Annotated in this window: 20 protein-coding genes; 9 read left to right on the plus strand and 11 right to left on the minus strand. The window is 60.5% G+C overall.

Going from position 1 to position 26243, the window contains the following annotated elements:
• Nucleotides 1-758 precede the first annotated feature (758 nt).
• The 3 genes from ACWKWX_RS13795 to ACWKWX_RS13805 all read left to right on the plus strand — a co-directional run bounded on the left by ACWKWX_RS13795 (nucleotide 759) and on the right by ACWKWX_RS13805 (nucleotide 2733).
• Nucleotides 759-1121 (plus strand): DUF3085 domain-containing protein, encoded by a 363-nt coding sequence (locus tag ACWKWX_RS13795; RefSeq protein ID WP_483828054.1) that lies wholly within the window; start codon nucleotides 759-761, stop codon nucleotides 1119-1121.
• Between the two features lie 276 nt (nucleotides 1122-1397).
• On the plus strand, nucleotides 1398-1712 hold the full coding sequence (locus ACWKWX_RS13800) for a hypothetical protein (protein ID WP_483828055.1): 315 nt from the start codon (nucleotides 1398-1400) through the stop codon (nucleotides 1710-1712).
• An 85-nt stretch (nucleotides 1713-1797) separates the two neighbouring features.
• Nucleotides 1798-2733 carry an ArdC family protein gene (locus ACWKWX_RS13805; RefSeq protein WP_483828056.1) on the plus strand — a complete coding sequence of 312 codons (936 nt, stop codon included), beginning with the start codon at nucleotides 1798-1800 and terminating at the stop codon, nucleotides 2731-2733.
• A gap of 83 nt (nucleotides 2734-2816) precedes the next feature.
• Here ACWKWX_RS13805 and ACWKWX_RS13810 read toward each other — a convergent pair whose 3' ends face one another.
• Nucleotides 2817-3179: a histone-like nucleoid-structuring protein, MvaT/MvaU family gene (locus ACWKWX_RS13810; RefSeq protein ID WP_483828057.1), complete on the minus strand. Its 363-nt coding sequence runs from the start codon at nucleotides 3177-3179 to the stop codon at nucleotides 2817-2819.
• Nucleotides 3180-3737: 558 nt separating this feature from the next.
• Between ACWKWX_RS13810 and mobH the strand changes: the two genes are divergently transcribed.
• Both mobH and ACWKWX_RS13820 read left to right on the plus strand, forming a co-directional pair.
• Complete coding sequence (mobH, locus tag ACWKWX_RS13815; RefSeq protein ID WP_483828058.1) at nucleotides 3738-5522, plus strand: MobH family relaxase; 1785 nt, start codon at nucleotides 3738-3740, stop codon at nucleotides 5520-5522.
• A 424-nt stretch (nucleotides 5523-5946) separates the two neighbouring features.
• A complete protein-coding gene (locus ACWKWX_RS13820) occupies nucleotides 5947-6765 on the plus strand; it encodes a DUF6216 family protein (RefSeq protein WP_483828059.1) in 819 nt (272 codons plus the stop codon).
• A gap of 95 nt (nucleotides 6766-6860) precedes the next feature.
• Here ACWKWX_RS13820 and ACWKWX_RS13825 read toward each other — a convergent pair whose 3' ends face one another.
• The 9 genes from ACWKWX_RS13825 to ACWKWX_RS13865 all read right to left on the minus strand — a co-directional run bounded on the left by ACWKWX_RS13825 (nucleotide 6861) and on the right by ACWKWX_RS13865 (nucleotide 17891).
• Nucleotides 6861-7415 (minus strand): GNAT family N-acetyltransferase, encoded by a 555-nt coding sequence (locus ACWKWX_RS13825; RefSeq protein WP_483828060.1) that lies wholly within the window; start codon nucleotides 7413-7415, stop codon nucleotides 6861-6863.
• Complete coding sequence (locus ACWKWX_RS13830; RefSeq protein ID WP_483828061.1) at nucleotides 7372-7701, minus strand: type II toxin-antitoxin system TacA family antitoxin; 330 nt, start codon at nucleotides 7699-7701, stop codon at nucleotides 7372-7374. Before ACWKWX_RS13830 ends, ACWKWX_RS13825 begins: the two co-directional genes overlap by 44 nt.
• Before the next feature lie 542 nt (nucleotides 7702-8243).
• On the minus strand, nucleotides 8244-10184 hold the full coding sequence (locus ACWKWX_RS13835; protein ID WP_483828062.1) for a DUF3732 domain-containing protein: 1941 nt from the start codon (nucleotides 10182-10184) through the stop codon (nucleotides 8244-8246).
• Nucleotides 10181-10666: a three component ABC system middle component gene (locus tag ACWKWX_RS13840; RefSeq protein WP_483828063.1), complete on the minus strand. Its 486-nt coding sequence runs from the start codon at nucleotides 10664-10666 to the stop codon at nucleotides 10181-10183. The genes ACWKWX_RS13835 and ACWKWX_RS13840 overlap by 4 nt, the downstream gene beginning before the upstream one ends.
• A gap of 3 nt (nucleotides 10667-10669) precedes the next feature.
• Entirely contained in the window at nucleotides 10670-11881 is a 1212-nt protein-coding gene (locus ACWKWX_RS13845; protein ID WP_483828064.1) for an ABC-three component system protein, read from the minus strand.
• 816 nt (nucleotides 11882-12697) lie between these two features.
• Nucleotides 12698-13093 (minus strand): alpha/beta fold hydrolase, encoded by a 396-nt coding sequence (locus ACWKWX_RS13850; RefSeq protein ID WP_483828065.1) that lies wholly within the window; start codon nucleotides 13091-13093, stop codon nucleotides 12698-12700.
• A 595-nt stretch (nucleotides 13094-13688) separates the two neighbouring features.
• Nucleotides 13689-14273 carry a Fe-S biogenesis protein NfuA gene (gene nfuA, locus ACWKWX_RS13855; protein WP_416425412.1) on the minus strand — a complete coding sequence of 195 codons (585 nt, stop codon included), beginning with the start codon at nucleotides 14271-14273 and terminating at the stop codon, nucleotides 13689-13691.
• A gap of 69 nt (nucleotides 14274-14342) precedes the next feature.
• Nucleotides 14343-15365, minus strand: a complete 1023-nt coding sequence (locus ACWKWX_RS13860) for an acyltransferase family protein (RefSeq protein WP_416425413.1) — start codon at nucleotides 15363-15365, stop codon at nucleotides 14343-14345.
• 231 nt (nucleotides 15366-15596) lie between these two features.
• The gene (locus ACWKWX_RS13865) at nucleotides 15597-17891 is read right to left on the minus strand and encodes a fatty acid cis/trans isomerase (protein WP_483828066.1); all 2295 of its coding nucleotides are present in this window, start codon (nucleotides 17889-17891) and stop codon (nucleotides 15597-15599) included.
• Between the two features lie 173 nt (nucleotides 17892-18064).
• Between ACWKWX_RS13865 and metH the strand changes: the two genes are divergently transcribed.
• The 4 genes from metH to ACWKWX_RS13885 all read left to right on the plus strand — a co-directional run bounded on the left by metH (nucleotide 18065) and on the right by ACWKWX_RS13885 (nucleotide 24656).
• Complete coding sequence (gene metH, locus ACWKWX_RS13870) at nucleotides 18065-21757, plus strand: methionine synthase (RefSeq protein WP_483828067.1); 3693 nt, start codon at nucleotides 18065-18067, stop codon at nucleotides 21755-21757.
• A 143-nt stretch (nucleotides 21758-21900) separates the two neighbouring features.
• The gene (locus ACWKWX_RS13875; RefSeq protein WP_483828068.1) at nucleotides 21901-22107 is read left to right on the plus strand and encodes a DUF2970 domain-containing protein; all 207 of its coding nucleotides are present in this window, start codon (nucleotides 21901-21903) and stop codon (nucleotides 22105-22107) included.
• 412 nt (nucleotides 22108-22519) lie between these two features.
• Nucleotides 22520-24178, plus strand: coding sequence for a nitrite/sulfite reductase (locus ACWKWX_RS13880; protein ID WP_416425417.1), 1659 nt, complete (start codon nucleotides 22520-22522; stop codon nucleotides 24176-24178).
• Nucleotides 24162-24656, plus strand: a complete 495-nt coding sequence (locus ACWKWX_RS13885) for a DUF934 domain-containing protein (protein WP_473003333.1) — start codon at nucleotides 24162-24164, stop codon at nucleotides 24654-24656. Before ACWKWX_RS13880 ends, ACWKWX_RS13885 begins: the two co-directional genes overlap by 17 nt.
• A gap of 91 nt (nucleotides 24657-24747) precedes the next feature.
• On the opposite strand, the gene sohB is transcribed toward ACWKWX_RS13885, so the two are convergent.
• Nucleotides 24748-25770: a protease SohB gene (gene sohB, locus ACWKWX_RS13890; RefSeq protein ID WP_416425419.1), complete on the minus strand. Its 1023-nt coding sequence runs from the start codon at nucleotides 25768-25770 to the stop codon at nucleotides 24748-24750.
• Between the last annotated feature and the right edge of the window lie 473 nt (nucleotides 25771-26243).

The raw sequence follows: 26243 nt of genomic DNA on the forward strand, positions 1-26243 counted from the left end.
TCCCCCAAGTACAAATCCGCTCCCATGTAATCCGGGCCAGGTGCATTACTACTCTGGCTAGAATTGATGCGTTCCAGGACTAGAAGATACACCATTACAGCGATCCCAGTAATGATCGCCGACCCGATGAATAATGATAGAACAACAAGCACGGAAAACAAACAAAGCCTCAAAAGCCACAGACCAGCCGATGAACCTAGCCCCTGCCTAGCGGATAGCTTTCCTTCGAGAGCGCTGTAACTTATTTTCCACTGTCCGACTATATGACCCGCGCGATAGGATAAGGCCCGGAGGCCTAACGTCGGTTTGAGGTGACTATTCATAAATTTTCTTCTCAAGCTACCGATGGATCCAATTATATTTTACTCCTCTATTTCCGTCGCTGCTTACCATCGATCGGTTCATAATTGATGCTGCTACATCTATGGATCTATGCGGACCTGCTTCCAGTTCGCCCAATTAATTTGGCCTTGCCTTGCGAGATACCCTTTGATATTCAATCTCTGCAAGCCGCTGGTTTTCCAGCACCCCAGGTAGCCGCAACCTTCAAGGCTACGTCACTCCCGTGATGGTTGCTCCCCAGTGCAATTCGCGTTCGGCAGCTTGCACGGTCATCGCCTCCCGCGATGATGAACGCTCTTCCACCCGCATGCCTTAAGCGCTGCTCATCGACCTGCACACCCTCAATCCGATCCAATGCCGGGAACTCCCTTCCCGTGCGGACGGCGTTCCCCTGCACCTTGCTGGAGGAACACACCATGATGCGTTTTTGCGGAACTGAACTGCACGCGGTATTGGCCGAGGCCGGCATCCACGGCTGCCGCGTCGTGCTGGTCAAGGACCATGGGGTCTACCTCATGGCCGAGCGTGGCGAGAGCCATCCTGACGGTCCCCGCAAGCGCGTGGCCTACGCGCAAGGTTGCAACCCCGAACTCGATGACTTCGAGAGCTGGTGGCAGCGAGCACTGGACGAATTCGGTGGCGATGATTTTGCCGAATACTTCGAAATCGACGACCCAGTGCTGGCCAGCCTGCGCGGCACCGCCGGCAGCCTGGTCATCGAGGCCACGTCCACGCACTTGTACCTGGCGGCGGAAATACCGTTGGCGGGGCATCGCTAAACCACCCGCTCCAACGTCGCTCCGTCACCGTCCTCCGCTACTCGGGAGCCGATGGTCAAGCGCACCGAACCACGCCCGCTGGTCCGAAAGCAGCTCGGCATTATCTTCACCGGCGCTCGCTGGACGCCCCGCCCAACCGAGCATCGCCAGCCAGGTTGACCCGCCCCGGTGCGGCCTCTACACCGTGAAGAACCGCATCGTTGTCGATGCTTCATCCACAGCCCAGCGCCCTTGCATAACCAGGGGCGCCCGGCTTTATCACGGCGGAGGCACACCATGTCCACAGCCGAGCGTGCCTCACCTCCCGTGGTCCTGAGCGCGGGGGTGTGGCACCACCTTATCCAGAAGGAGATTATCAGCGCCTCGGTAACGGGATCACCGCGCCTGAGTGCCTTGCTACGCACGGCGCTGGCCCTCACGGGGCAGCGCACCTTCCGCGGCCTAATCACCTTGGACCTGGGTGCTTGCCTACCCTACAACGCCGTGTTGCCACAAACAGCGCGCCAGGTGCAGATCACCCGCATCACGCCCGCCGGCGAGCCGGCGTTCCTGCTGATTCGCCTGCCCCACGAACCCCACCTCGACGCCTGAACCCTCAGCGCTTCGACACCTGTTCACCCCACCGGGAATGCCTTCCCGGTCGGGGCGGCGTTCCCCTTCGCACCTGGAGAACGTCATGAGCGATATCTACCTTGAAGTCACGAACAAGATCGTCAATGCTCTTGAGCAAGGCGTCGTCCCCTGGATCAAGCCCTGGTCTACCGGCGAGGCGAGCGCCTCGCCCTTCCCCACCAACGCCATCACTGGGCGTCCCTATGCCGGCATCAACGTGCCGCTGCTGTGGGCCGAAGCGCGCCTGCGAGGCTTTCGCCAGGATCGCTGGCTGACCTTCCACCAGGCGCGCCAGGCCGGCGGCCACATCCGCAAGGGCGAGCAGTCGGCCCTGGCGGTGCTGTACAAACCGATGAGTAAGGAGGCTCAGGATGAGCAGGGTCAGGTGCTCCGTGATGAGCAGGGCAACATCAAGGTGGTGCAATTTGCCCTGTTGCGCGTCCATCACCTGTTCAACCTGGAGCAGACCGAAGGTCTGGCCGTGGAAGCTGAACGGTCGGACGCCGACGTCAACCCTACTCCCTTCGTCGACCACGCGCCGGCCGAACTGTTGCTGCAGGCGTCCGGGGCACGCATTGACCACCGCTTTGGTGACGAGGCCTGCTACCACCCGCTGCGCGACCTGATCCTGTTGCCGACCAAGGCGCAGTTCGACGACGTCAGCAGCTACTACGCCACCGCGCTGCACGAGCTCACGCACTGGTCGGGTCACCATTCACGGTTGCAACGCGAGGGCATCATCTGCAGCCATCGCTTCGGCTCGGTCGAATACGCCTTCGAGGAGTTGGTCGCCGAGATGGGCGCCGCCTTCCTCTGCGCGGTCACCGGCGTGTCGGGAGAGTTGCGGCACGAGGAGTACCTGGCGTCCTGGCTGCAGTTGCTCAGGCAGGACAAGCGCGCCATCTTCCGCGCCAGCGGCCAGGCGCGCGAGGCGTCGGAGTTTCTCCTGGCGTTTCAAGCACAGCCTGTCGTCACCGACAGCGAACCACTCAGCGCCTGACCCCAGGCGCCATACAACAAAGGCCCCGCTTGGGGCCTTTGTTGTGTCGGCGTGTTGACGGGGCCGCAGGCGTGGCCTGCGACTTACTGCAGCCAGCCCTCGACCACGTCAGCGCCGTGCTCCTGCTTCCACTGCTTGAGCCGTGTGTGGTTGCCGCCCTTGGTTTCGACGATTTCACCGCTGTCCGGGTGTCGGTAGCGCTTGAGCTCGCGTGGCTTGCGCTGGCCAGGTGCGACGTGCCCGCCCGCGCCATTGGCGCTGCGGGCGGGTTCAAGGATGGCGATGATGTGTTTCAGGCTCATGCCGTATTCTTCGAGCAAGGCTTGGAGCTTGGATTCGAACTCGATCTCCTGCTTGAGCGCCGCATCGTTCTTCAAGACATCCAGTTGTTGCATCTGCGCGGCCAGTTGCGCTTCGAGGGCCTTGAACTCGGCAAGTTTTGACATGGACATTCCTTTGGATAAGTGGCGAAAACAGTCTCCAGGATAATAGCTGAGGCCGTGAACCCGGCCGGGAGTTCCGCACCCTCCCCTCAACCAGCAGCATATTCGTCATTGTATTGACCTGCAGCATGCGCACCCAGCGCTAGTCCTCCAGTAACGGCCACAGCGAAGCGAGAAACTGCCGTGGCGAGTGGCTGTTGCCCATCTGGCACAACGCCATACTATGCCCGGGCGGCAATTGTTGGGCGCAGCGGCGGTCCGCCGCGCGCAAGGCCACGTCCGTGCCAAGCAGCCGGTCCACCAGCATCACAATCAGTACCGCATCCGTAAGCGTCATCGAACGCGTGCCCCACTCTGCCAAGACCGGGCAGTGTAGCCGCACACCCGCCCAGCGCCAGCCCTGCCTTATCCGATGCGGGCAGTTTCGCGATTGCCCTGCCATGCAAAAGGCCAAACGGGTAAAGGGTATGGGGCACGGGCATCAAGGGACGGGGGGACAAGGGTAAGAGGCCTACCCGAAAAGGCAAAAGGAACCCCGGGGGCGGGCAGCGGAGGAAGGTCATGAAGCGTCTGTGGTTCACGCGGCAAAAGGTCGAGCCTGCCACTCCTGCGACGCCCGCCGTTCCGGACGGCTACCTGGAACCGCTGAGCGCCAAGGCGCTGCTGGGCGCCGAACACCGCCAGCGCCTGCTCGCGCGGATCTGGCAGTACACCGCGCTGTCGCCCGCACAGTTCCAGCCGCTGTACCTGGGGCCCCTGCAGCGCTACGCCCGCTACGTGCAGCTGTTGCCTGCCAGCGAAAGCCATCACCACGCCTACCCCGGCGGCATGCTCGACCATGGCCTGGAACTGGTCGCCTGCAGCCTTAAGCTGCGTCAGTCCTACCTGCTACCCAGTGGCGCCGCCCCCGAAGACCAGGCCGCCCAGGCCGATGCCTGGAGCGCGGGCATCGCCTACGGGGCGTTGCTGCACGACATCGGCAAGCTGGCCGTGGACCTGGAGGTCGAAGGCCTCGATGGCCAGACCTGGCATCCCTGGCAGGGCCCGCTGGAGCAGCCCTACCGCTGCCGCTATCGCCCCGGCCGCGACTACCACCTGCACGGCGCCGCGGCGGGGCTGCTGTACACCCGTATCCTCGACACCCCCCTGCTCGATTGGCTCAGCCAGTACCCACCGCTGTGGAGCGCCCTGCTCTATCTGCTGGCCAACCACTACGAGCACGCCGGCCTGCTCGGCGAACTGGTGCTGCAGGCGGACCGCATCTCCACCGCGCAGAACATCGGCGCCAACCCGGCCAAAGCGTCGCAGGCCCCGGTGCACAGCTTGCAGCACCACCTGCTGATGGGCCTGCGCCACCTGGTCAAGCATCAGTTCAAGCTCAACCAGCCCGGGGCCGCCGGCTGGCTCACCGACCAGGCCTTGTGGCTGGTGAGCAAGACCGCCACCGACCAGTTGCGCGCCTACCTGCTGGCGCAAGCGGTGGACGGCATTCCGTCGTCCAATATCGCCCTGTTCGATGAACTGCAATCGCACGGTCTGGTCGAGGCGACCGCCGCCAACAAGGCGATCTGGAGCGCCACGGTCACCGACGGCGACTGGCAGCAACGCTTTTCCTTCCTGCGCCTGCAGCCGGCCTTGATCTGGGCCGATGAGGTGCGCCCCGAGCCCTTCAGCGGGACCGTCGACGTCGTCAACGCCGAACAGCACGACAGCCAACCAGGTGGGCCAGACGCCACAACGGATACCGCAGCGGCCCCTAACACCACCACGCGCAACGGCTGCGCAGCACCGCCCGTCCCTCCGGACCCAGCGGACCCAGCGGACCCAGCATGCGTTACCCCTTCCGAGGCTGACGCCGCTGACTACCTCAGCACCTTGTTGGACTGGATTGAACCGGTTGCACCGCCTGCAGCCCCCGAGCAGGAACCCACAACGTCCGCCCCGCCGCCCAGCGAAACCAATATCCCCAACAACCTGGGCGAACACTTCGTGAACTGGCTGCGTGCGGGAATAACGGACCACAGGCTGATCATCAACGACAGCCGGGCCAAGGTGCACACGGTCAACGGCACCTTCTTCCTGGTCACCCCAGGTATCTTCCAATCGTTCGCCCAGGAGCACCCGCCCCGGCATCCCTCAACAGATAACGTCGAACACTGGCTGTCGGTACAGAAGGCCTTCGAGAAACTCAACCTCCACCAGCGCAGTGCCAACGGCCAGAATATCTGGGTCTGCCGCGTGCAAGGCCCGCGCAAGAGCGCTGAGTTGAATGGCTACCTGCTCAGTGCCGCAACGGTGATTGCGGAGCAACTACCGGCGAACAATCCATTTCTCACTTTAAAATAAAGAACTATGTTATCGCCGAGCAAAGCTTCCTTCACCTTTTCGAGGATGGACGGCAACACCACTTTGGTGCTAGCCCTAGGCTGTCCGGTACCGGTTTAGGGGCTATGCCTATGGTGGGTTGCCATCAAGAATGTAGCGCTACATAATTCCAACAAATTCGCATCGATGGCACCTGAGTTTGATGCTAATGTGAAGGTGCTGATAGGTAACAACGAGACTAGTAAGGCAGCGTTCTACTAGCCCTAGATCTCGCGCTGAGTGCGAGCCGGATCTGAGGTGAAATCATTGGCTACGCATTTATTCTGTCCCAGTCTGCCGCTCATGCTTTCTTGGGTGCCCCATTACATTCGGCCGGTTTAAAATCCACGCGATACCGCAAGAACAGCGTTCAACTTTATCACTTGAGGAAGACCAGGAATAACTCATGGAAGAACATTTAATCAGCGCCCTTTCCCAGTCGCTGAAGTCGTTTCAGAAGGTCATAGGATTTTTCGCAGTTGCTGGGACGCTCATCAGCATTTGGGGTCATACACGCTCGACGCAAGTATTGCGAGATCGCATCCACGACAAAATAGGTACGCGACGGAAATTTAACGACCTCCGCCTACAGAAGCAAGCCGAGCTAGAAGATGATCTTAACTCTTTCAATATCAGGTATCGACTTGGAATAAAAACAACAAAAGCCATGTTCGATATTCATATGTGGTCGAAGATCTATGACATCAACCTCCACGATGCGCGGAGAGCTCGCCCACATTTCCATCCAGAAACACTTCACCTTAACATTCCAGAGAGGCGTCGCTCTTGGCTTAAGAAAATAGCAAAAATTTGCCTGTTTGTTTTCGCATTGTTCGGGCTTGCCACAGCGGCCAATCCATTCGCACTTATTACTGTAAAGAAAACTCAAACTCTTATGTGGGTAACCAGTGACACAGCGCTCTCTTTCAATCCGCCAGCGTTTGGTCTCAACTCGGCCTCCGGCCATTGGAAGCTGGATAGACAAGTATGCCTACTCGTGAAGTCACAGTATCCATTCCAAGACCCTTGGGATAAAAAAGTGTCCTGTGACCTGATTTCGGGTCGTCATGATGACTACATCGCCTCAGCCGTAGATATGCAACGATTTGGTGGCTTTTGCGTTTTAGTCATGGCGACCACAGTTGGCTTTGGATACTGGGAGGATAGGCGTAGAATCAAGTACGCAAAGCTACTGCGTGCTAAAATTGACGCGGCAGCACCTTGAGTTGCTCGTCATTTAATTAAGATAGGCAAGCAGAAAAAAATGGCTAGCAGATTTACTGCTAGCCATTATGGTGAGCTGGGCATGGCCTCGTCTCATTACTCGGGATCGTCGGCCTCCAAAAGGGCGGCGATGACGTCCTCAATCGGGATATACATCGGAGTACTACCGGCGGGGCCTGGCCCTTCAAGTGCGGCGAACCCAAACATCTCAGAGTAAAACGTTTCCTTGCCAGGGGCTGCATCAAGGTAAACGCCCTTCAACGGTATCGTTTTGTGCACGGTAACTGCTTTGGTGAACGCTTCCAGCATCAGGTCTGTGCCAAGCCCACGACCTTGATGGCGCTCATCAACAGCGATCATGATGACCTTCGCCACAGGAAGCTGTGGAGGCTGGTTTCCTTTAGTGAATGTCTTCACCCGGGTCTTATCTAAGATCGCAAAACCCACCGTCATGAAGCCGATGAGTTCTTGTGTCTCATCAAACATGCCGGTTGCGTGAAGATTCTCAGACTGAATCGCACGTTTGAGATTGCCCGAATTTACATATTTGTCGAGGATAGAGTCCCCGCAACTAAATTTCTTCGGAAGTTTTACATCCTCCAACGCATCATTGAGATTCACCTGGGCGTATGTTAGGTCTGGATCGTTCATTTTTACTCCTCAATAGTTTTACTAGATTTTTATGGGCTTTCGGGGCTTCGGAGCTTGCTCGACTTAGTTCGTGCGCTCGAGCAAAGGCTTTCTCCGAAAGTTCAATTCGTTGGTATGTTTCCATAACTGCTTCAGCTTTTTCGAAAGCCGATGCCAATATGAAAGAGGTCATATCCAAACCGGAAATTGTCGCTGCCTTACGTATAAATTCTTTTGCGAATTCTGTGGTTTTAAGATCAAGTCTTGCAGTTTTTGCACCCTGTAGTGTCTCTGCTACAAAAGACATAGTGCTTTCCTCTGTGTGTATCGATATATAAAGTGATGCGCTTCCTTCTTCTGGTTTACGTCCAGCTCTCTACGAGCTGAGCTCCTTCTTGGGTAGTTTCCATTACGACTCCTTCGTGGTTAATAGCATCTGTGGTTGAGTATCGGCTTTGTTTACTCGTCAATTTCATACGTACATCAGCCGTACAAGGCATACGATAGCGCTAGGTTGGAGGGTTGTCAATAGGTACGGGTAATGTACGTACGAAAGTGCTGGCGCTTTGCTCCCCGTCCGGCTAGGCTCGTGGCTACGAGCCTAGCCGGACGGGGAGCAAGTGGGGAGAATGGTAGTGAGGGGGTGGATAAAACTCATTGTCAGAGCGGCCCTTAAGCCTCAAAGCTCCAGTGCGACGTACGTGCAAAAAAAAGAGGCGAACACTAAGCTCGCCTCACATTCGGGTACCAAAGGCGCAGAGGATCCTTCAGCGATTCGTGATCAACGAAACGGTCCGAACCAGCTTTAGCTCCGAACCCGCAGAAAGCGGTGGGACTTAGGCCGATGCATTACTGGGTATCCACCCTCCTCGGCCAATCTCTTGGTATCAGCGCGTCCCCGGACTGCTTGTTCCAGCGTTTGCGGGTTGCAGCGACGTAACGGGAGTCGTCCGCGAAGTAGGCGTGCTCGATCAGCAGCACTTGGAGCCCTTGCTGCGCTGCTGTCTCATTGAACAGGAAGTTCAAGTGCCGGCGCACCGCCAAGATCTCTTCGTTCTCTCCAATATTCGTTTCGTCATCCCCGCGCTGCGGGTAGTAAGGACGGCTGATTTGGTCGAAGGCGAGAAAACCAGGTACCGGGGCGTGGATTTCCTTCAGGTACTTCTGGAGCGCGAAAGACAACGCGATGTGGATTGCCAAATAATTTTCATCCGATCCCGCGTCTGGTAGCCGCAACACTGCCCCGGAATCCTTCTCGATAATCGCGACTGCCGGAGGCTTGGACGAAAACTCCAAGTCAGCACCGATGCAAGGTTCACCGGTGGGTAATTTGCCGAACGCCTCCGACAAGTACTGGGATACCTTACGCTCAGCACGAGAGAGCAGTACTTTCTTGGCCTCACTGTCAACGAGCGCTTCCAGCCCCTGGATCTGATCACGCAACACGTTCAGATCAGGGCCGGGCTGAGGCGTTACCGGGTTCATCTCAATGAACTGGGACACCTTGCCCAACAGGTGGGTGTGATACTGGGCCAGGCTGTCCAGTCGCTTGATTTCGTCACTCTGCCGAACCCACGTTTTGATGCGCTCATCGACCTCGTTGAGTTTGAGGTTCAGCCGAGAGAGCTCGATCTGCAACGAATCCTCATGCTCCACCAGGCGTGGCCGCACGTGCTCCACTGCCACGCTTTCCGCCCGAATGATGCTCATTGAGTGACGGATAGCCTCGGATATCGCAGCCCCGCGCTCAGTGGGAGTTTCGCATACGGGACAGACCTGGCTTACTGGTTGGAGGTGCTCCGCGATTTTCAGCTTGTCATATTGACGCCGCACGGCCCCCTCAAAGCCACTCATATCCTGCAAAGCAGTCCGGGTCGCACGCGACTTACGACGTGCCCTTTCAATGTCGGACAGCAAGCTACGCCGCTGCGTATACAGATTGGAGAGTTCGATCTCATTTGGATTCTTGGCAGAGCTGGCCTTGAGCTGCTTGAGCCGCGCCAACGCGAAGTGAAGATCACTTTCGGAGGCGGTGTCCAATGGAAGGTCGCACAGGCCGCTGCGGTGGGCATCCAGAAGCAGCCGCATCGCATGTTTCCTGTAATCGGTGCCCGCAGCTTGGCGAGTGCGCAACTGTCGATCTTCACGCTCAAGCTTTTTGCGAAGCTCACGCAGCCTGCGCTCCTGCAGCACGGTATCCTCGGTTACAACCCCCAGGAAGTAGGGCATCGTTTCGATGATCGCCGGAGCCTCATCAGCCTTATCCAGCCCATGTAGCAAGGCAGTTTCGTTATAGATGACATCCTTGGGGACGAACATGTAGGCCGTTGAATGACGTACCGTTGGCCGCCACTTACGCGCCGTCTTGTCATCGGAAGCATCCGGCACTCCACCGATGCCAAATGCGCGTTCAATGAAGGACTTGCCAGCCTCAAGCGTCGTCGCGCCCTCGAATCGCTCCACGGTGTTCGGGATGGGAAGGTCGCGCCCGGCACTCACGAACATTCGGGTACTTGTCCCCTGCCCCACGGGCGGGATGAGCCTTCCGGTGATCATCTGAGCGTCACCCAACACCCACTTCACCCCCACGGCAACGCTGTGACGCTTGACGTGAGCTGCAAGCTCACACTTGCTTGAACCCAAGCAATAGTCGATGGCCTTGATCAAAGTAGACTTACCGGTACCGGACGCACCGGTAAAGATATTTACCTCACCGGGCTTCAGATCGAGGATGCGAATACGTCCGCCTTCGCCAATGAAGAAAATGCTTGAAATGTTCCAGCGGCTCATAACTCCAGCCCCATCATGTCGAATACCGTCTTTGTTGAGCCTGCCAAAGCAAGCCAGCTGCCCAGCCGGTCGATGTTCTTAAAAGTTTGCTGCGTGTTCTCACTCAGCTGTTTAGTGAGATGCTTTGGCGCGGCGGACAAACCAGGAATCACTCGGCCTGCGTCACTGATCGTCAGGAGCTGGCTCAAACAGGCAAACCGAATCGCCTCTGTCACGATATCCAGAGAACCATTCACGCGATCCGCCAATCGGATCTGAATACCCGGACTTCGCCTAAGCCATTCCAGCAAACCTGTCCGGCGGTCGGTACCACCGAACGTGGCCGCCAGGTCGCCAGACAACGCCAGCGGCAGGGCTGCGTAACAAAGAACAAAATCTGGATCGACCCCTGCGCGAGAACGGTAAGCCTCCACGAAGGAGGCCAACAGCGCAGCGCAATAGGCGGGATTGGTTTCGGCAAAAATGTCATGAGCGATGGGCATGCTCTACTCCTTGAGTCGCGAGCGGTATTGCGCGTGCCAGCCCACCTGCAGGTCGATAGCCAGTACCTGGTAGGTGCCTCGAACGTAGTAGTGCCCTTGCCAACTGGGGGCAATAGGCTCGACCTGGTTAGGTGCTAAATCGTGAGTCCACCGTAAAAGCTCCAGCCCCTTGGCCCGCTTTTGTGCGTCGTCCAGATCGTCGCAGACCTCGACCATTTGCTCATGCCGGTCTGACCAAAACTCGATGAGCTTGGTGTCGTAACCTGCAATCTTCGAACGCATTTGGGGGTTGTCGATGATCCACTTCGACCGCTGTTCCTTCGCGCGCCATTGCTCGCGAACAGCCTTCGTCACGTCCGATGGTCTTCCCTCGACCAACGCTATCTGGCGGTACAACATGCCGTCCGCCTCATAGTCCTCAGGGTGCATCTCCGAGTCGAAGTCGGCTACGAGCCTGTCTTCTTCCAACTGTGCGATGATTGAAGAAATGGAGTGTTCCATCTCACTTCGATGGATGACCCGAGGGCGCTTATCGCACAGCGTGTAGACGACTTGCTGATCCCACCATGCCAACAAGCGCTCTGCGGCCTTACCGCGGTGTTCCTTGGGTAGCAGATGCAGCCGCTTGGAGACTGCTTCTGGGATTCGATCGATAGTGATGCTGTCCTGCTGAATGCAAATTCGTCGTAGTAGACTCAACCTTAGCGAAGGATCGAGAGCCAGGAACGCCTCACAGCCTTGGGCCCGTGCCGCATGGGGGAGGTTGGTCTTAGCAACCTTTGCACTGGCGCGCTCGTCAAGCACCCGGGTGGCCTCTTCCACCATCGCCTTGAGCAGCGAATCGCGATCCGTTTTCGAATCGCATAGCGCCACCAACGGGGACTTGTCTGGTACCTTCCCTACCGAAACGAGGTGAAAGGTCGTATCGGCCAGAGAGACCAGCGGTAAGGCATCAATCCATACCTTAATCGTCTTCCACAGCGATACGGAAGCTAGCGTTACTGGCGGGGGATTGTCTTGCACGGAATGCTTGAGCTGAAAGAGCAGGGTCTGTCCGTTAGCCCTGAGCTCCACATCGTCCAGTCTCTCCACGGCCACACCAACTTCATCACCGCTGTGGGACATCAGAGTCAGCAGAGCAAACTGACTTTGATAGTAAAATCCCAAGGCGGCCGGCGTCGCGTCGTGAACCGTGTTTGATTCTGCATTATTCATCACCCGAACCATTGCCTCGCAACATGTGATCCAATTTTCAGCGCTGCAATGATAACAGAGTGCCATCCTCGAAAAACAGACGACCGCACACTGTACCTTGCGTCACAGATGGGAGGGCTTGCCCCTCAGGCCTGCCGAGGAAAAGGGTTCTGCATTCATAGTCGACATGCAGGACTAAAGCTTTTGTTCATTTGGCGACTCATCGCTTTGGCTTCAAAATGAAGGCCCTGGGAAGCCGCAGACGTGGTGACGCCCTCCCCCCACAGCCGCCCGTAAGCACTTGGTGTGAAGGTGTTTATGCGTTACCGAACCTAGTGCCCTCCAGAAGCCTCGGCCTGGTTCAAGAGCGGCTTCCCCTGTAGGAGCCTTTCGATGTTATCGACGACCTGCTCAGCGACAACTTCATCGTCGCCGTCGAGCCGGCTTGATCCACTGAATGCTTCCCTGCGTGCACCGAGCAGAGGTGAGATCTGTTTCGGTGGCGCAATCCGGATGCACCTCATGTCGTGTCTACCAGCACGTTGGCCATATCGTCGATCTGCCGCGGTTTTGAGCCAAATCGTTAGCTGGGGCCTTACTTTTCTGCGAGCCCGCTCGACCGTCCTTCAAGCGTGACTCGACTTGGATGGGATACTCTTCGCCCATCGGCTGCCGATCAAAAAAGCCGGCGACTCCCACCGTGTTGGTGCTCGGTGCGCTTGGGGGGATGCCGGATGTGGCCGGCTAAACTACTCATAATAACAAGACTCCAATCAAGGCTAACCTCCATGCTGAGAACAAATGAAGCGGTGCCCTTGGCGAGCACCATCCTCGTGTCTAAGGTAAGCATCGACTATTCATGGCAATGGCAGAGTCGAACGCCACCAATTCAGCCACAAGCTCCAACGGGTTCTCCTCTGGTATCCAATGGCCTGATCGCGGGATCACGGTGAAAGTTACAGACTGAGCGAGCTCCTTCATCATGCCCTCCATGATCGGAGCGAACGCGCTCGATTTTCCAGAGATCGCCAGCACAAGGATACGGAGCAAGCCTTCCTCAGCCAGCAGCTTTCGGTTTGCAGCCGCATCCGTCTTGAACGTTCTATAGAGTTCAAATCCAGCCCGCATCCCCCCTGGACCTTGAAAACAAGCGAAATATTCAGATTTGGTCGCTGTACCAATGGCGCCGGCGTCGCAAGCAATCGTGCCAAATGCGTTCCAGACAAAAGGCATTTCGCCCTCTCGTAAGCCCCTCAGGAATGTCTGGGACCTGGTGGAAATGGAAATGCCACACGCGCTGTGTGCATGTACCCAATATTGCGCTCGCGTGTCCCTCTCTTCATCACCATATGAGTAGAATTCACTATCTCGCCCAAAACTGCATCTACGGTCCTTGATCACCTCCGAGAAGCGACGACGCTCGCCCCGCCTTTTCCAGCCGAGCCTCTGAATGCACTGCATGATCCTAACCGGCCTGGCGGTATCACACTGCAGGAACGCGCCTCCTCTCCAGGGCAAATCGCTATCCCACGTTTCGAACCGAGCAAGCCGCCTCACGCATTTATTCTGAGAAGAGTGGGTTGGAGGGAGAGCGTCCTCGCAGAGACTGAAAACCCCCTTACCCAGGAAATAACAAAGATCAACTAGGCCCCAGATGACCACCTGTCTGAAGAATTCAGCATCGCAAACGGGTTCTAGCGCGCCGCCAGGGTATGGGCCAAAGTATGGGCAGGGATCAAATGAGTAATTTTTTTACTTTTAAATCAGATAGATAGGAAACAAAAACGGCGCTCACGGGGCGCCGTTTTTCTGGTTCGCAGCGTACGCCTTAGTAGTAGGCGTTTTCTTTCTGCGAGTGGTCGGTCACGTCGCGCACGCCCTTGAGTTCCGGGATGCGCTCGAGCAGGGTGCGCTCGATGCCTTCCTTCAGGGTCACGTCGGCCTGGCCGCAGCCCTGGCAGCCGCCACCGAACTGCAGCACGGCGATGCCGTCCTCGACCACTTCGATCAGCGTCACCTGGCCGCCGTGGCTGGCCAGGCCGGGGTTGATCTCGGTCTGCAGGTAGTAGTTGATGCGCTCGTTGATCGGGCTGTCTTCATTGACCATCGGCACCTTGGCGTTCGGCGCCTTGATGGTCAGCTGGCCACCCATGCGGTCGGTGGCGTAGTCCACCACGGCATCTTCCAGGAACGGCACGCTGACCGCGTCCAGCCAGGCGGTGAAGTTCTTCAGGCCGATGGCGGTGTCTTCCGGCTTCTCTTCGCCCGGCTTGCAGTAGGCAATGCAAGTCTCGGCGTAGGTGGTGCCCGGCTGGGTGATGAAAATGCGAATGCCGATACCCGGGGTGTTCTGCTTTTCCAGCAGATCGGCCAGGTAATCGTGTGCCGCGTCGGTAATCGTTATGGCGCTCATGTAAGTTCCTCACAGACTTGCCGGCAGTTTACGCCAAACCGGGCGCGGCACAAAGTCCCAGTATTTTTGTCAGGTTATGGATGGGCGTTCCACCGGCGCCAGGCGCGCCTCCGCCCAGCCCTTCATGCGGCGGTACAGGCGGGTCTCGATCCACACGTAACTGGCCCACGAAGCCAGGGCGATGACCGGCACGCAAACGGCGAAAACCAGGTACGGATTGATGTTCAGGCGCTCGCTGGCGAACCAGCCGGTGTACAGCACCATCACGTGAATCAGGTACACCGAGTAGCTGCAGTCGCCCAGGGTCTTGAGCACGCGATTGCCCTTGAACCACGGCTCCATGGCCACGCAGGCCAGCACGATCAAGGCACTGGGCACGCCCCAGTTCAACAGCCGGTCGCTGGCCGGCAGGTTGTAGATGGCCACCAGCGAGGCGCCGATCACCAGCAGCGGCACCCACAGCGCCTGGGCGATCCAGCCGCGACGGTAGGCCCAGCCGATGGCGATGCCGAGCAGGAATTCATAGATGATGTTGTTGGCGTAGAAGCGGCTCAGCACCCCATAGTGGCTGACCATTTCGCACACCGCGAACAGCGCCAGGCCTACGACTAAAGGACGATGCCGCTTGGGCACCACGAACACCAGCGAGAACATCAGGTAGAAGAACATTTCGTAGTTCAGGGTCCAGCCGACGTTCAGCGTGGGGTACAGGCCGTAGCCGCCGGGGTTCTCCGATGGGATGAACAGCAGCGACAGAATGAAATGCGGCAGGTCCACCACCTGGTGCGGCATCTGCTGGCCGACGGCGACGATCATCAGCCCCATCAGCAGGGTGTAGAACCAGTACGCGGGGACGATGCGGATGGCGCGATTGAGCAGGAAACGCCCGGCGGGCATGTCCTTGTCCTGGGTGGAGAGGTAGATCACCAAGCCGCTGATGACGAAGAAAATGTCCACGCCCACGGCGCCGCGATCAACGAAGAATTGGCCGATGGGGCCGCTGGCATGGAAGTCGAAGAAAATCTGCATGAAGTGATGGCAGACAACCGTCCAGGCTGCCAGTGCCCGGAGGGCTTGAAGCGAAATCAGCATTGTTTACCGCCTATTTTGGAACCTGACCGTGCGCACTTTCGGTGCACTCTCAAAGGGTCGGACTTCAAAAAAGGGGCAAAGGTCATCCGGATTGACGGGCGGTCTGCACCATCCCCGGAGCAGCAACTGCCCTGAAATGGAGTCGCCTGCATCGCGGCCAAGGCCGGCTCCTACCACGGACGGCGTAGGAGCCGACTTTAGTCGCGATGCAGGCAACGCGATTTCAAGACGTTACAGGTTCTCGTAGCGGTTCATGTCCAGCACCCCCGCCTCCACCGGCTCGGTCTCCTGGATGTAGCGCGTCAGGTCATGGAAGAAATCCCAGAACTGCGGGTTGGTGCGGCGCACGCCCCAGCGCTCGACGATCTTGTCGAAGCTGGCCTGGTCCCTGGACTGCTGCATGGCATCGACGAACGCCGGCACCTGGTCGGCCGGCACGTTGAACATGAAGTTGGGGTAGCTGCTCAGCACGCCGGGCCACAGGGTCAGGGTGTCCAGCCCCGGGATGTAGCGGTAGGCCTCGCCCAGCAGGAACGCCACGTTGGTATGGGCGCGGTTGCGCAGCAGGCTATAGACCATGCGCCCGCTCTTGCCCTGGATGCGCAACATGGTGGCCTCGGGCATGCGCTCGATCACCGGCAGGCCGGCCTCGGGGCGCGAGACCAGGCGGCTCAGCGACTGCTCGACGTTCTTGAACTCCTCGCTGATGCCCTCGCGCGAGCAGTAGGCGCCGGTGCAACGGTTGATCGGGTCGGGGCTGGCGTTGAGGCTGCCGGCGCGCTGGATCAGCTTGAGGCCGAAATCACGCTTGGGGTCGTGCTCGCTGAGCTTCATGGCGCTAGGCGTGCTGGTGTCGATCTTCTGGTAATCGAGCCACATCTTCACCTTGCCGCTGTTCTGGTACCAGCTGTCCAGCAGCTTGCCGCGCTTGTCGGCCGGCATCAGGCGCAGGAAGTTGATTTCCGCGCCGTTGCGGATCAGGTCGAAGTACAGCCGGGTCTGCGCCTGGTGGGCGACGTTGCCGTAGACGTCGAAGTTCACCGCCAGCTGGTAATAGGTGCGCTCCAACAGCGGGTAGTCGAACAGCCACATCGTGGTCGGCACGTCGCCGATCAGGCCCTTGTTCACCGAGGCGCTGTCGAAGTGGCGAAAGATGGTCAGCAGCGCGTTGTCGTTGCCGGCCCACAGGGTCGACCAGCTGGGCGGCGGCATGTCGGCGTAGGCGTCGCGGCGCAGGTCTTCATAGGCGTTGCGCTTGTCGCGGTAGGCCAGCCACAGCGACAAAATGCTGCCGACGTTGTCGTCCTGGCCCGGCATCTCCAGCAACGGCGTGGCCTTGGCGCGGTACACGGCGTCGGTGACGTAGCGGTCGTGGGCCGGCTCCTGGAACAGCGCCCAGAAGTGGTCGCGGATCACGTCGGTGGCGATCTGCCCGCGGCACACCGGGCCACGAATGAAGGTGCGCACGAAGTATTCGGCGTTATCCAGCATGAACTGGTAGCGCGCCACTGCCGGGATGGCCTGGAAGGTCTCGAACGGGTTGGCGCGGTGGCGCGGGCCGTAGCCGGGCAACGAGGTGGCGTGCCAGTCGCCGCTGTAGAACAGCTGCTTGACCCGCGCCAGCTTGGCCGGGCCCATGGGGTAAGTGATGTGGGTCTTGTGCACGATCACGCCCTGCACCGCCATCAGCCGGTAATAGAAGACGGCGCCGGGGTCGTCGTCGGGGCGGCGGGTGGCGATCAGGTCGATGGGCTTGCCGCTGGGCGTGCGCGAGCGCACCCACTGGAAGTAGTGACCAGGCTCGCCGCCAACGAAATAGATGTGCGCCAGGAACAGGTGTTCATACAGCCAGCGGGCCACCAGGGCCTCGGTGGAACCGGGACGGTTGAGCAGCGCTTCCCACTCGGCGATCTGCGCGGCCTCTTTCGGGCTGGCCTTCACGGCCTGCTGGTCGACCGGCGCGCCGGCGGCGATCCAGCGCTGCACGGTGGCGTACTGGGCGTCGGTGAGGCCGGTGACGCCCAGGGGCATGCCTTCGTGCACGTGGGCAGCGGCGTAGGCGTCGAACTCGCCGGGCATGGGGCACATGTTGGTGCGGTTCAGGCCCAGCATGATGTTGTCCGGCAGCTTGGAATTGGCCGGCAGCGGGTTCTTGTGCCCCAACTCCAGCATGCGCGCCATCAGCGCGGCCTGGCTGCCCTGGGCGTCGAGCACCGAATAGAAGCCCTTGCGGCGCCACGCTTCCTCGCCCTGGGCGTCATAGAAGATCCGCGACGGCGCCACGGCCGTGCTGCGGTCGCCCTGGTACACCGGCACCTTGCTGGCGCCACGGGTGGCGCCTTCGGCGCTGCCCAGGTTGAGCTGGCAGGCGGCGTCGTTGCAGGCGTGGCAGGCCACGCACTTTTCGGTGAGGATAGGCTGGATGTCACGGGTGTACGAAATCGCCGGGCTGGCGACGGGGGCTTGCGCGTGGGCAGTCAGGCAGGCAAAAAAGATGACTGCGGCGGCAAGGAGGCGATGCACCATGTGGCGGTGTCCTGATTGTGTAATAGCAGTGGCAATTCTACCTGTGGCGGCGCCCCTTCAACATGAGCCGAATTCATGTAAAAGGTAGAAGCGTTTAAAAGCGCGCAGGTTTGTTATGATTTCGCACCTTATCTATCCGCTTTCTTTTTGTTTTTGTCCTGACAGGTAGCCCTATGTCTGACCGCAGCGCTCGTCTCCAAGCACTTCAGCAAGCCCTCAAAGAGCGCATCCTGATTCTCGATGGCGGCATGGGCACTATGATCCAAAGCTACCGCCTGGAGGAAGCCGACTATCGTGGTACGCGCTTCGCCGACTGGCCCAGCGACGTCAAGGGCAACAACGACCTGCTGCTGCTGAGCCGCCCGGACGTGATCGCCGCCATCGAGAAGGCCTACCTGGACGCCGGCGCCGACATCCTCGAAACCAACACCTTCAACGCCACCCAGGTGTCCCAGGCCGACTACGGCATGGAATCGCTGGTGTACGAGCTGAACGTGGAAGGCGCGCGCATCGCCCGTGAAGTGGCCGACGCCAAGACCCTGGAAACCCCGCACAAGCCGCGCTTCGTCGCTGGCGTGCTCGGCCCTACCAGCCGCACCTGCTCGATTTCCCCGGACGTGAATGACCCCGGCTACCGCAACGTCACCTTCGACGAGCTGGTGGAAAACTACACCGAGGCCACCGAAGGCCTGATCGAGGGCGGCGCCGACCTGATCCTGATCGAGACCATCTTCGACACCCTCAACGCCAAGGCGGCGATCTTCGCCGTGCAGGGCGTGTTCGAGAAAATCGGCTTCGAACTGCCGATCATGATCTCCGGCACCATCACCGACGCCTCGGGCCGCACCCTGTCGGGCCAGACCACCGAGGCCTTCTGGAACTCGGTGCGCCACGCCAACCCGATCTCGGTGGGCCTCAACTGCGCCCTGGGCGCCAAGGACCTGCGGCCGTACCTGGAAGAGCTGTCGACCAAGGCCGGCACCCACGTCTCCGCGCACCCCAACGCCGGCCTGCCGAACGCCTTCGGCGAGTACGACGAGACCCCGGCCGAGATGGCCGTGGTGGTCGAGGAGTTCGCTGCCAGCGGCTTCCTGAACATCATCGGCGGTTGCTGCGGCACCACCCCGGGCCATATCCAGGCCATCGCCGAGGCCGTGGCCAAGCACCAGCCGCGCGCCATTCCGGAGATTCCGCGGGCCTGCCGCCTGTCGGGCCTGGAGCCGTTCACCATCGATCGCAACTCGCTGTTCGTCAACGTCGGCGAGCGCACCAACATCACCGGCTCCGCCAAGTTCGCCCGCCTGATCCGCGAGGAGAACTACACCGAGGCGCTGGAAGTGGCCCTGCAACAGGTTGAAGCCGGCGCCCAGGTGATCGACATCAACATGGACGAGGGCATGCTGGACTCGAAGAAGGCCATGGTCACCTTCCTCAACATGATCGCCGGCGAGCCGGACATCTCCCGCGTGCCGATCATGATCGACTCCTCCAAGTGGGAAGTGATCGAAGCCGGCCTCAAGTGCATCCAGGGCAAGGGCATCGTCAACTCCATCAGCATGAAGGAAGGCGAAGCGGCCTTCATTCATCACGCCAAGCTGTGCAAGCGCTACGGCGCCGCCGTGGTGGTGATGGCCTTCGACGAAGCCGGCCAGGCCGACACCGAGGCGCGCAAGAAAGAGATCTGCAAGCGCAGCTACGACATCCTGGTGGACGTGGTGGGCTTCCCGCCGGAAGACATCATCTTCGACCCGAACATCTTCGCGGTGGCCACCGGCATCGAGGAGCACAACAACTACGCCGTCGACTTCATCAACGCCTGCGCCTTCATCCGTGACGAGCTGCCCTATGCCCTGAGCAGCGGCGGCGTGTCCAACGTGTCGTTCTCGTTCCGTGGCAACAACCCGGTGCGCGAGGCGATTCACTCGGTGTTCCTGCTGTACGCGATCCGCAATGGCCTGACCATGGGTATCGTCAACGCCGGCCAGCTGGAAATCTACGACCAGATCCCGCAGGAACTGCGCGACGCCGTGGAAGACGTGGTGCTCAACCGCACCCCGGAAGGCACCGACGCCCTGCTGGCCATCGCCGACAAGTACAAGGGCGACGGCAGCGTCAAGGAAGCCGAGACCGAAGAGTGGCGCACCTGGGACGTCAACAAGCGCCTGGAACACGCGCTGGTCAAGGGCATCACCACCCACATCGTCGAAGACACCGAGCTGTCGCGCCAGTCGTTCAAGCGCCCGATCGAGGTGATCGAGGGCCCGCTGATGTCGGGCATGAACATCGTCGGCGACCTGTTCGGCTCCGGCAAGATGTTCCTGCCGCAGGTGGTCAAGTCCGCCCGCGTGATGAAACAGGCGGTGGCGCACCTGATCCCGTTCATCGAAGCGGAAAAGGGCGACAAGCCCGAAGCCAAGGGCAAGATCCTGATGGCCACGGTGAAGGGCGACGTGCACGACATCGGCAAGAACATCGTCGGCGTGGTGCTGGGTTGCAACGGCTATGACATCGTCGACCTGGGCGTAATGGTGCCGGCAGAACGCATTCTGCAAGTGGCCAAGGAAGAGAAGTGCGACATCATCGGCCTGTCCGGGCTGATCACGCCGTCGCTGGACGAGATGGTGCACGTGGCCCGCGAGATGCAGCGCCAGGGCTTCCACCTGCCGCTGATGATCGGTGGCGCCACCACCTCCAAGGCGCACACCGCGGTGAAGATCGAGCCCAAGTACAGCAACGACGCCGTGGTCTACGTCACCGACGCCTCGCGCGCCGTGGGCGTGGCCACCCAGCTGCTGTCCAAGGAACTCAAGCCCGGCTTCGTCGAGCGCACCCGCCTGGACTACGTGGACGTGCGCGAGCGCACCGCCAACCGCAGCGCGCGCACCGAGCGCCTGAGCTACGAACAGGCCATCGCCGCCAAGGCCACCTTCGACTGGGCCAGCTACCAGCCGGTCAAGCCGACCTTCACCGGTGCCAAGGTGCTGGATGACATCGACCTCAACGTGCTGGCCGAATACATCGACTGGACGCCGTTCTTCATCTCCTGGGACCTGGCCGGCAAGTTCCCGCGCATCCTCACAGACGAGGTGGTGGGCGAAGCGGCCACGGCCCTGTACGAGGACGCCAAGGTGATGCTGCGCAAGCTGATCGACGAGAAGCTGATCAGCGCCCGCGCGGTGTTCGGCTTCTGGCCAGCCAACCAGGTGGACCACGACGACATCGAAGTGTACGCCGACGACGGCCGCGCCCTGGCACGCCTGCACCACCTGCGCCAGCAGACCATCAAGCCCGACGGCAAGCCGAACTTCAGCCTGGCTGACTTCGTCGCGCCCAAGGACAGCGGCGTGACCGACTACGTGGGGGGCTTCATCACCACCGCCGGCATCGGCGCCGAGGAAGTGGCCAAGGCCTACCAGGACAAGGGCGACGACTACAACTCGATCATGGTCAAGGCCTTGGCCGACCGCCTGGCCGAGGCCTGCGCCGAGTGGCTGCACCAGCAGGTGCGCAAGGAGCACTGGGGCTACGACAAGGACGAGGCGCTGGACAACGAGGCGCTGATCAAGGAGCAGTACAAGGGTATCCGCCCTGCCCCGGGCTACCCGGCCTGCCCGGATCACACCGAGAAAGGCACCCTGTTCGAGCTGCTGGACCACAACGGCCAGAGCGGCGTGACACTGACCGAGCACTTCGCCATGTTCCCGGCGGCGGCCGTCAGCGGCTGGTACTTCGCCCACCCGCAGGCGCAGTACTTCGCCGTGGGCAAGGTCGACAAGGACCAGGTGCAGGCGTACAGCGCGCGCAAGCGCCAGGACCTGACCATCAGCGAACGCTGGCTGTCGCCGAACCTGGGCTACGACGCGTAAGCCCTGCTCCCCTGTAGCAGCTGCTACAGGTGTGGGAGCTGGCTTGCCAGCGAGCTGTTGAGGCCCTAAAAGCTCGCTGGCAAGCCAGCTCCCACAGGAGAGTTGCTGCTACGCTTGGGCATATCCGTCCGGGAATGCCCGTCATGGCCGACTCCAAGCCCCCTACCCTCTGGCAGATGCTGCACAGCATCATCGCTGCCGCCTTCGGCGTGCAGAGCCACAAGAACCGCGAACGCGACTTCACCCACGGCAAGCCTGCGCACTTCATTGCGCTGGGCATCGTCTGCACGGCGGTGTTCGCATTGGCGTTGTTCGGCCTGGTAAAGCTGGTCATCCACCTGGCCACGTAGCAGCGGCCGCCAGGCCGCGTCCGGGGCCTGACGCCGCCTGGCGGCAGCTGCTACGGGGAAGTTACTGGTGGCTGACCCAGAACACGGCGGCAGAAACAACGAGGATAATCAAAAACAGAATCGCCCAGGCATCGACGCTGCTGTCGGGTTTGCGGCTTTTCACGGGGTTGCTCATGGTGCGTTCGCCTCTTTATGATTTTTATCAGGACGCTTGTGCAGTAAAGTTCAGCCTTGCCCCCACGGCAAGTAAGGACTTGAGACTAAAGTACTAAGGTTAGTACTTTTGGTTCTTTCCTTATATTCAAACATCACTTTTGCGCATAACCCGAAACTGGTATCTTTCGTCGGCTCCGCTGGGAGTGCGCGGCCGTGCGCGCAGATTTGCTGTAAGCAGCCTGAGAACAGGACACCTATGTACGTTTACGACGAGTACGATCAACGGATCATCGAGGACCGCGTCAAGCAGTTCCGTGACCAGACCCGACGCTACCTGGCCGGGGAGCTCAGCGAAGAAGAGTTCCGCCCGCTGCGCCTGCAAAATGGCCTCTATATCCAACGCTTCGCGCCCATGCTGCGGGTGGCCGTGCCTTACGGCCAGCTGACCTCGCGCCAGACGCGCATGATGGCCAAGATCGCCCGCGACTACGACAAGGGCTACGCCCACATCAGTACTCGCCAGAACGTGCAGTTCAACTGGCCGGCGGTGGAAGACATCCCCGACATCCTGGCCGAGCTGGCCACCGTGCAGATGCACGCCATCCAGACCAGCGGCAACTGCCTGCGCAACGTCACCACCGACCAGTTCGCCGGCGTCGCCGCGGACGAGGTGATCGACCCGCGCCCATGGTGTGAAATCGTCCGCCAGTGGACCACCTTCCACCCTGAATTCGCCTACTTGCCGCGCAAGTTCAAGATCGCCGTCAACGGCGCCAGCAGCGACCGCGCCGCCATCGAAGTGCACGACATCGGCCTTGAGCCGGTGCACAACGAAGCCGGCGAACTGGGCTTCCGCGTGCTGGTGGGTGGCGGCCTGGGCCGTACCCCGGTGGTGGGTTCGTTCATCAACGAATTCCTGCCCTGGCAAGACCTGCTCAGCTACCTGGACGCCATCCTGCGCGTGTACAACCGCTATGGCCGCCGGGACAACAAGTACAAGGCGCGCATCAAGATCCTGGTCAAGGCCCTCACCCCCGAGGTGTTTGCCCAGAAGGTCGATGCCGAAATGGAACACCTGCGCGGCGGCAGCACCACGCTGACCGAAGCCGAACTGCAACGCGTGGCCAAGCACTTCGTCGACCCCGAGTACAAGGCACTGCCTGACTTCGCCGCCGAACTGAGCGCCCTCGATGCCGAGCACCCAGGCTTTGCCCGCTGGCGCGTGCGCAACACCCTGGCGCACAAGAAGCCCGGCTACGTGGCCGTGACCCTGTCGCTCAAGCCAACCGGCGTTGCCCCTGGCGACCTGACCGACAAGCAGCTGGACGCCGTCGCCGACCTGGCCGACCGCTACAGCTTCGGCCAGCTGCGCACCTCCCACGAGCAGAACATCATCCTCGCCGACGTCGAGCAGAGCCGTCTGCACGCACTGTGGCTGGAACTGCGCGAAGGTGGTTTCGCCACGCCGAACATCGGCCTGCTGACCGACATCATCTGCTGCCCGGGCGGCGACTTCTGCTCGCTGGCCAACGCCAAGTCGATCCCGATCGCCGAATCCATCCAGCGCCGCTTCGACGACCTGGACTACCTGTTCGACATCGGTGAGCTGGACCTGAACATCTCCGGCTGCATGAACGCCTGTGGTCACCACCACGTGGGCCACATCGGCATCCTGGGCGTGGACAAGAAAGGCGAGGAGTTCTACCAGGTGTCCCTGGGTGGCAGCGCCAGCCGCGACGCCAGCCTGGGCAAGATCCTCGGCCCTTCGTTCGCCCAGGAAGCCATGCCCGACGTGATCAGCAAGCTGATCGACGTCTACATCGAACAACGCACTGAAGATGAACGCTTCATCGACACCTACCAGCGCATCGGTATCGATCTGTTCAAGGAACGCGTCTATGCAGCGAATCATTAAGAACAACGCCGTCGTCGACGAAACCTGGCACCTGCTGCCCAAGGACGCGACGCTGGACGGCATCAGCAACTGCGACGACCTGATCGTGCCGCTGGCCCTGTGGCGCGAGCACGCTCACGCCCTCAAGGCCCGCGACGGCGGCCTGGGCGTGTGGCTGGACAGCGATGAAGAAGCCGAGGAAATCGGCGAGGACGTCGACCAGTTCCAGGTCATCGCGCTGAACTTCCCGGCCTTCACCGACGGGCGCAACTACTCCAACGCGCGCCTGCTGCGTGACCGCTACCAGTTCAAGGGTGAGCTGCGCGCCATTGGCGACGTGCTGCGCGACCAGTTGTTCTACCTGGCCCGTTGCGGCTTCGATGCCTTCGCCCTGCGCGCGGACAAAGACCCGTACGAGGCGCTGGAAAGCCTGAAAGACTTCTCGGTGACCTACCAGGCCGCCACTGACGAACCGCTGCCGCTGTTCCGTCGTCGCTAACCGCAACACCCCCGGTAGGAGCCGGCCTTGGCCGCGATGACGCCCGTAAGCGCACATCGCGGCCAAGGCCGGCTTTACCACAAGCGGACTTTTACCAGAACCGCTGCTGGCTGACCTTCTCCCACACCTTCCCCGCCACGTGCTCGACCGAATGGCTCGCCGCCAGGCCTACGCGTTCCTGCAGGCTTTTGCGCTCGGCGTAGTGCAGGTGGAACACCTCGGCCTGCTTGGCGCGCTCGGCCAGGTATTCGTCGCTGGTCTTGAGTTCGTCCACCAGCTGTTTCTCCAGCGCCGCCACGCCCAGCCACACTTCACCGGTGGCCACTTCGTCGATCGGCAACTGCGGGCGGTAACGGGCCACGAAGTTCTTGAACAGGCGGTGGGTGATGTCCAGGTCTTCCTGGAACTTCTCCCGGCCCTTCTCAGTGTTTTCGCCAAACACGGTCAGGGTGCGCTTGTATTCGCCGGCAGTCAGCACTTCGAAGTCGATGTCATGCTTCTTCAGCAGCTTGTTGACGTTGGGCAACTGCGCCACCACGCCAATCGAGCCGAGGATGGCGAACGGCGCGCTGATGATCTTCTCGCCGATGCACGCCATCATGTAGCCGCCGCTGGCGGCCACCTTGTCGATGCACACGGTCAGCGGCACGCCCGCCTGGCGGATGCGCGCCAGTTGCGAGCTGGCCAGGCCATAGCTGTGCACCATGCCGCCGCCGCTTTCCAGGCGCAGCACCACTTCGTCCTTGGCCGTGGCCAGGGTCAGCAGCGCGGTGATCTCGTGGCGCAGGCTCTCGGTGGCGGAGGCCTTGATGTCGCCGTCGAAGTCGAGCACGAACACCCGCGGCTTGGCCTCGGCTTTCTTCTTGCCCTTTTTCTCGGCCTTGGCTTCCTGCTTGCGCAGGGCCTTGAGCTGGTCCTTGTCCAGCAGGGTCGATTCCAGGCGCTCGCGCAGGCCCTTGTAGAAATCGTTGAGCTTGCTCACCTGCAACTGGCCGGCTGTCTTGCGGCGCCCCTTGCCGCGCTGGGCGGCGATGGCGGTCAACACCACGATGATCGCCAGGACCAGGGTGACGGTCTTGGCGAGAAAACTCGCGTACTCGGAGAGAAACTCCACGGGGGGTACCTCAAAGGCTTCAAAGGGTCATTCTACGGGGAGGATCTGGCGGGTGTCTAACTCTTGGAATCAGGTGGTCGCGACGCGAATCTTCGCTCGGACAATCAAAGGCGTACGAGGTGATCCCACAGGCATGGATTGGCCCGAAACAGACCGTAGGAGCCGACCTTGGTCGCGATGCGCCGCGCGGGCGGCGCGCGGTCTCGAGAGCGCCGACCACCCCCAAGACGTGCAGCCTGTCGGCACTGCCGTCGACGGAGGGTTCCAGAGGTGCCTGTCGATGTTGTGGTGGCGATCTCAAGATCGAGCGCCGCCCACGCGGCGCATCGCGAGCAAGCTCGGCTCCTACCGTTTGTTTCGGGCCAGTCATGCCCGTGGCATTGCCTTCGCCGCCTCTGATTGCCTGGCGTAGGGGCTGCAGAATGGCAATTCAAACAAGCGTATGTTTTTTCATTGACAGGCCCCCGGCATCC

This window comes from Pseudomonas imperatae, assembly GCF_057128625.1.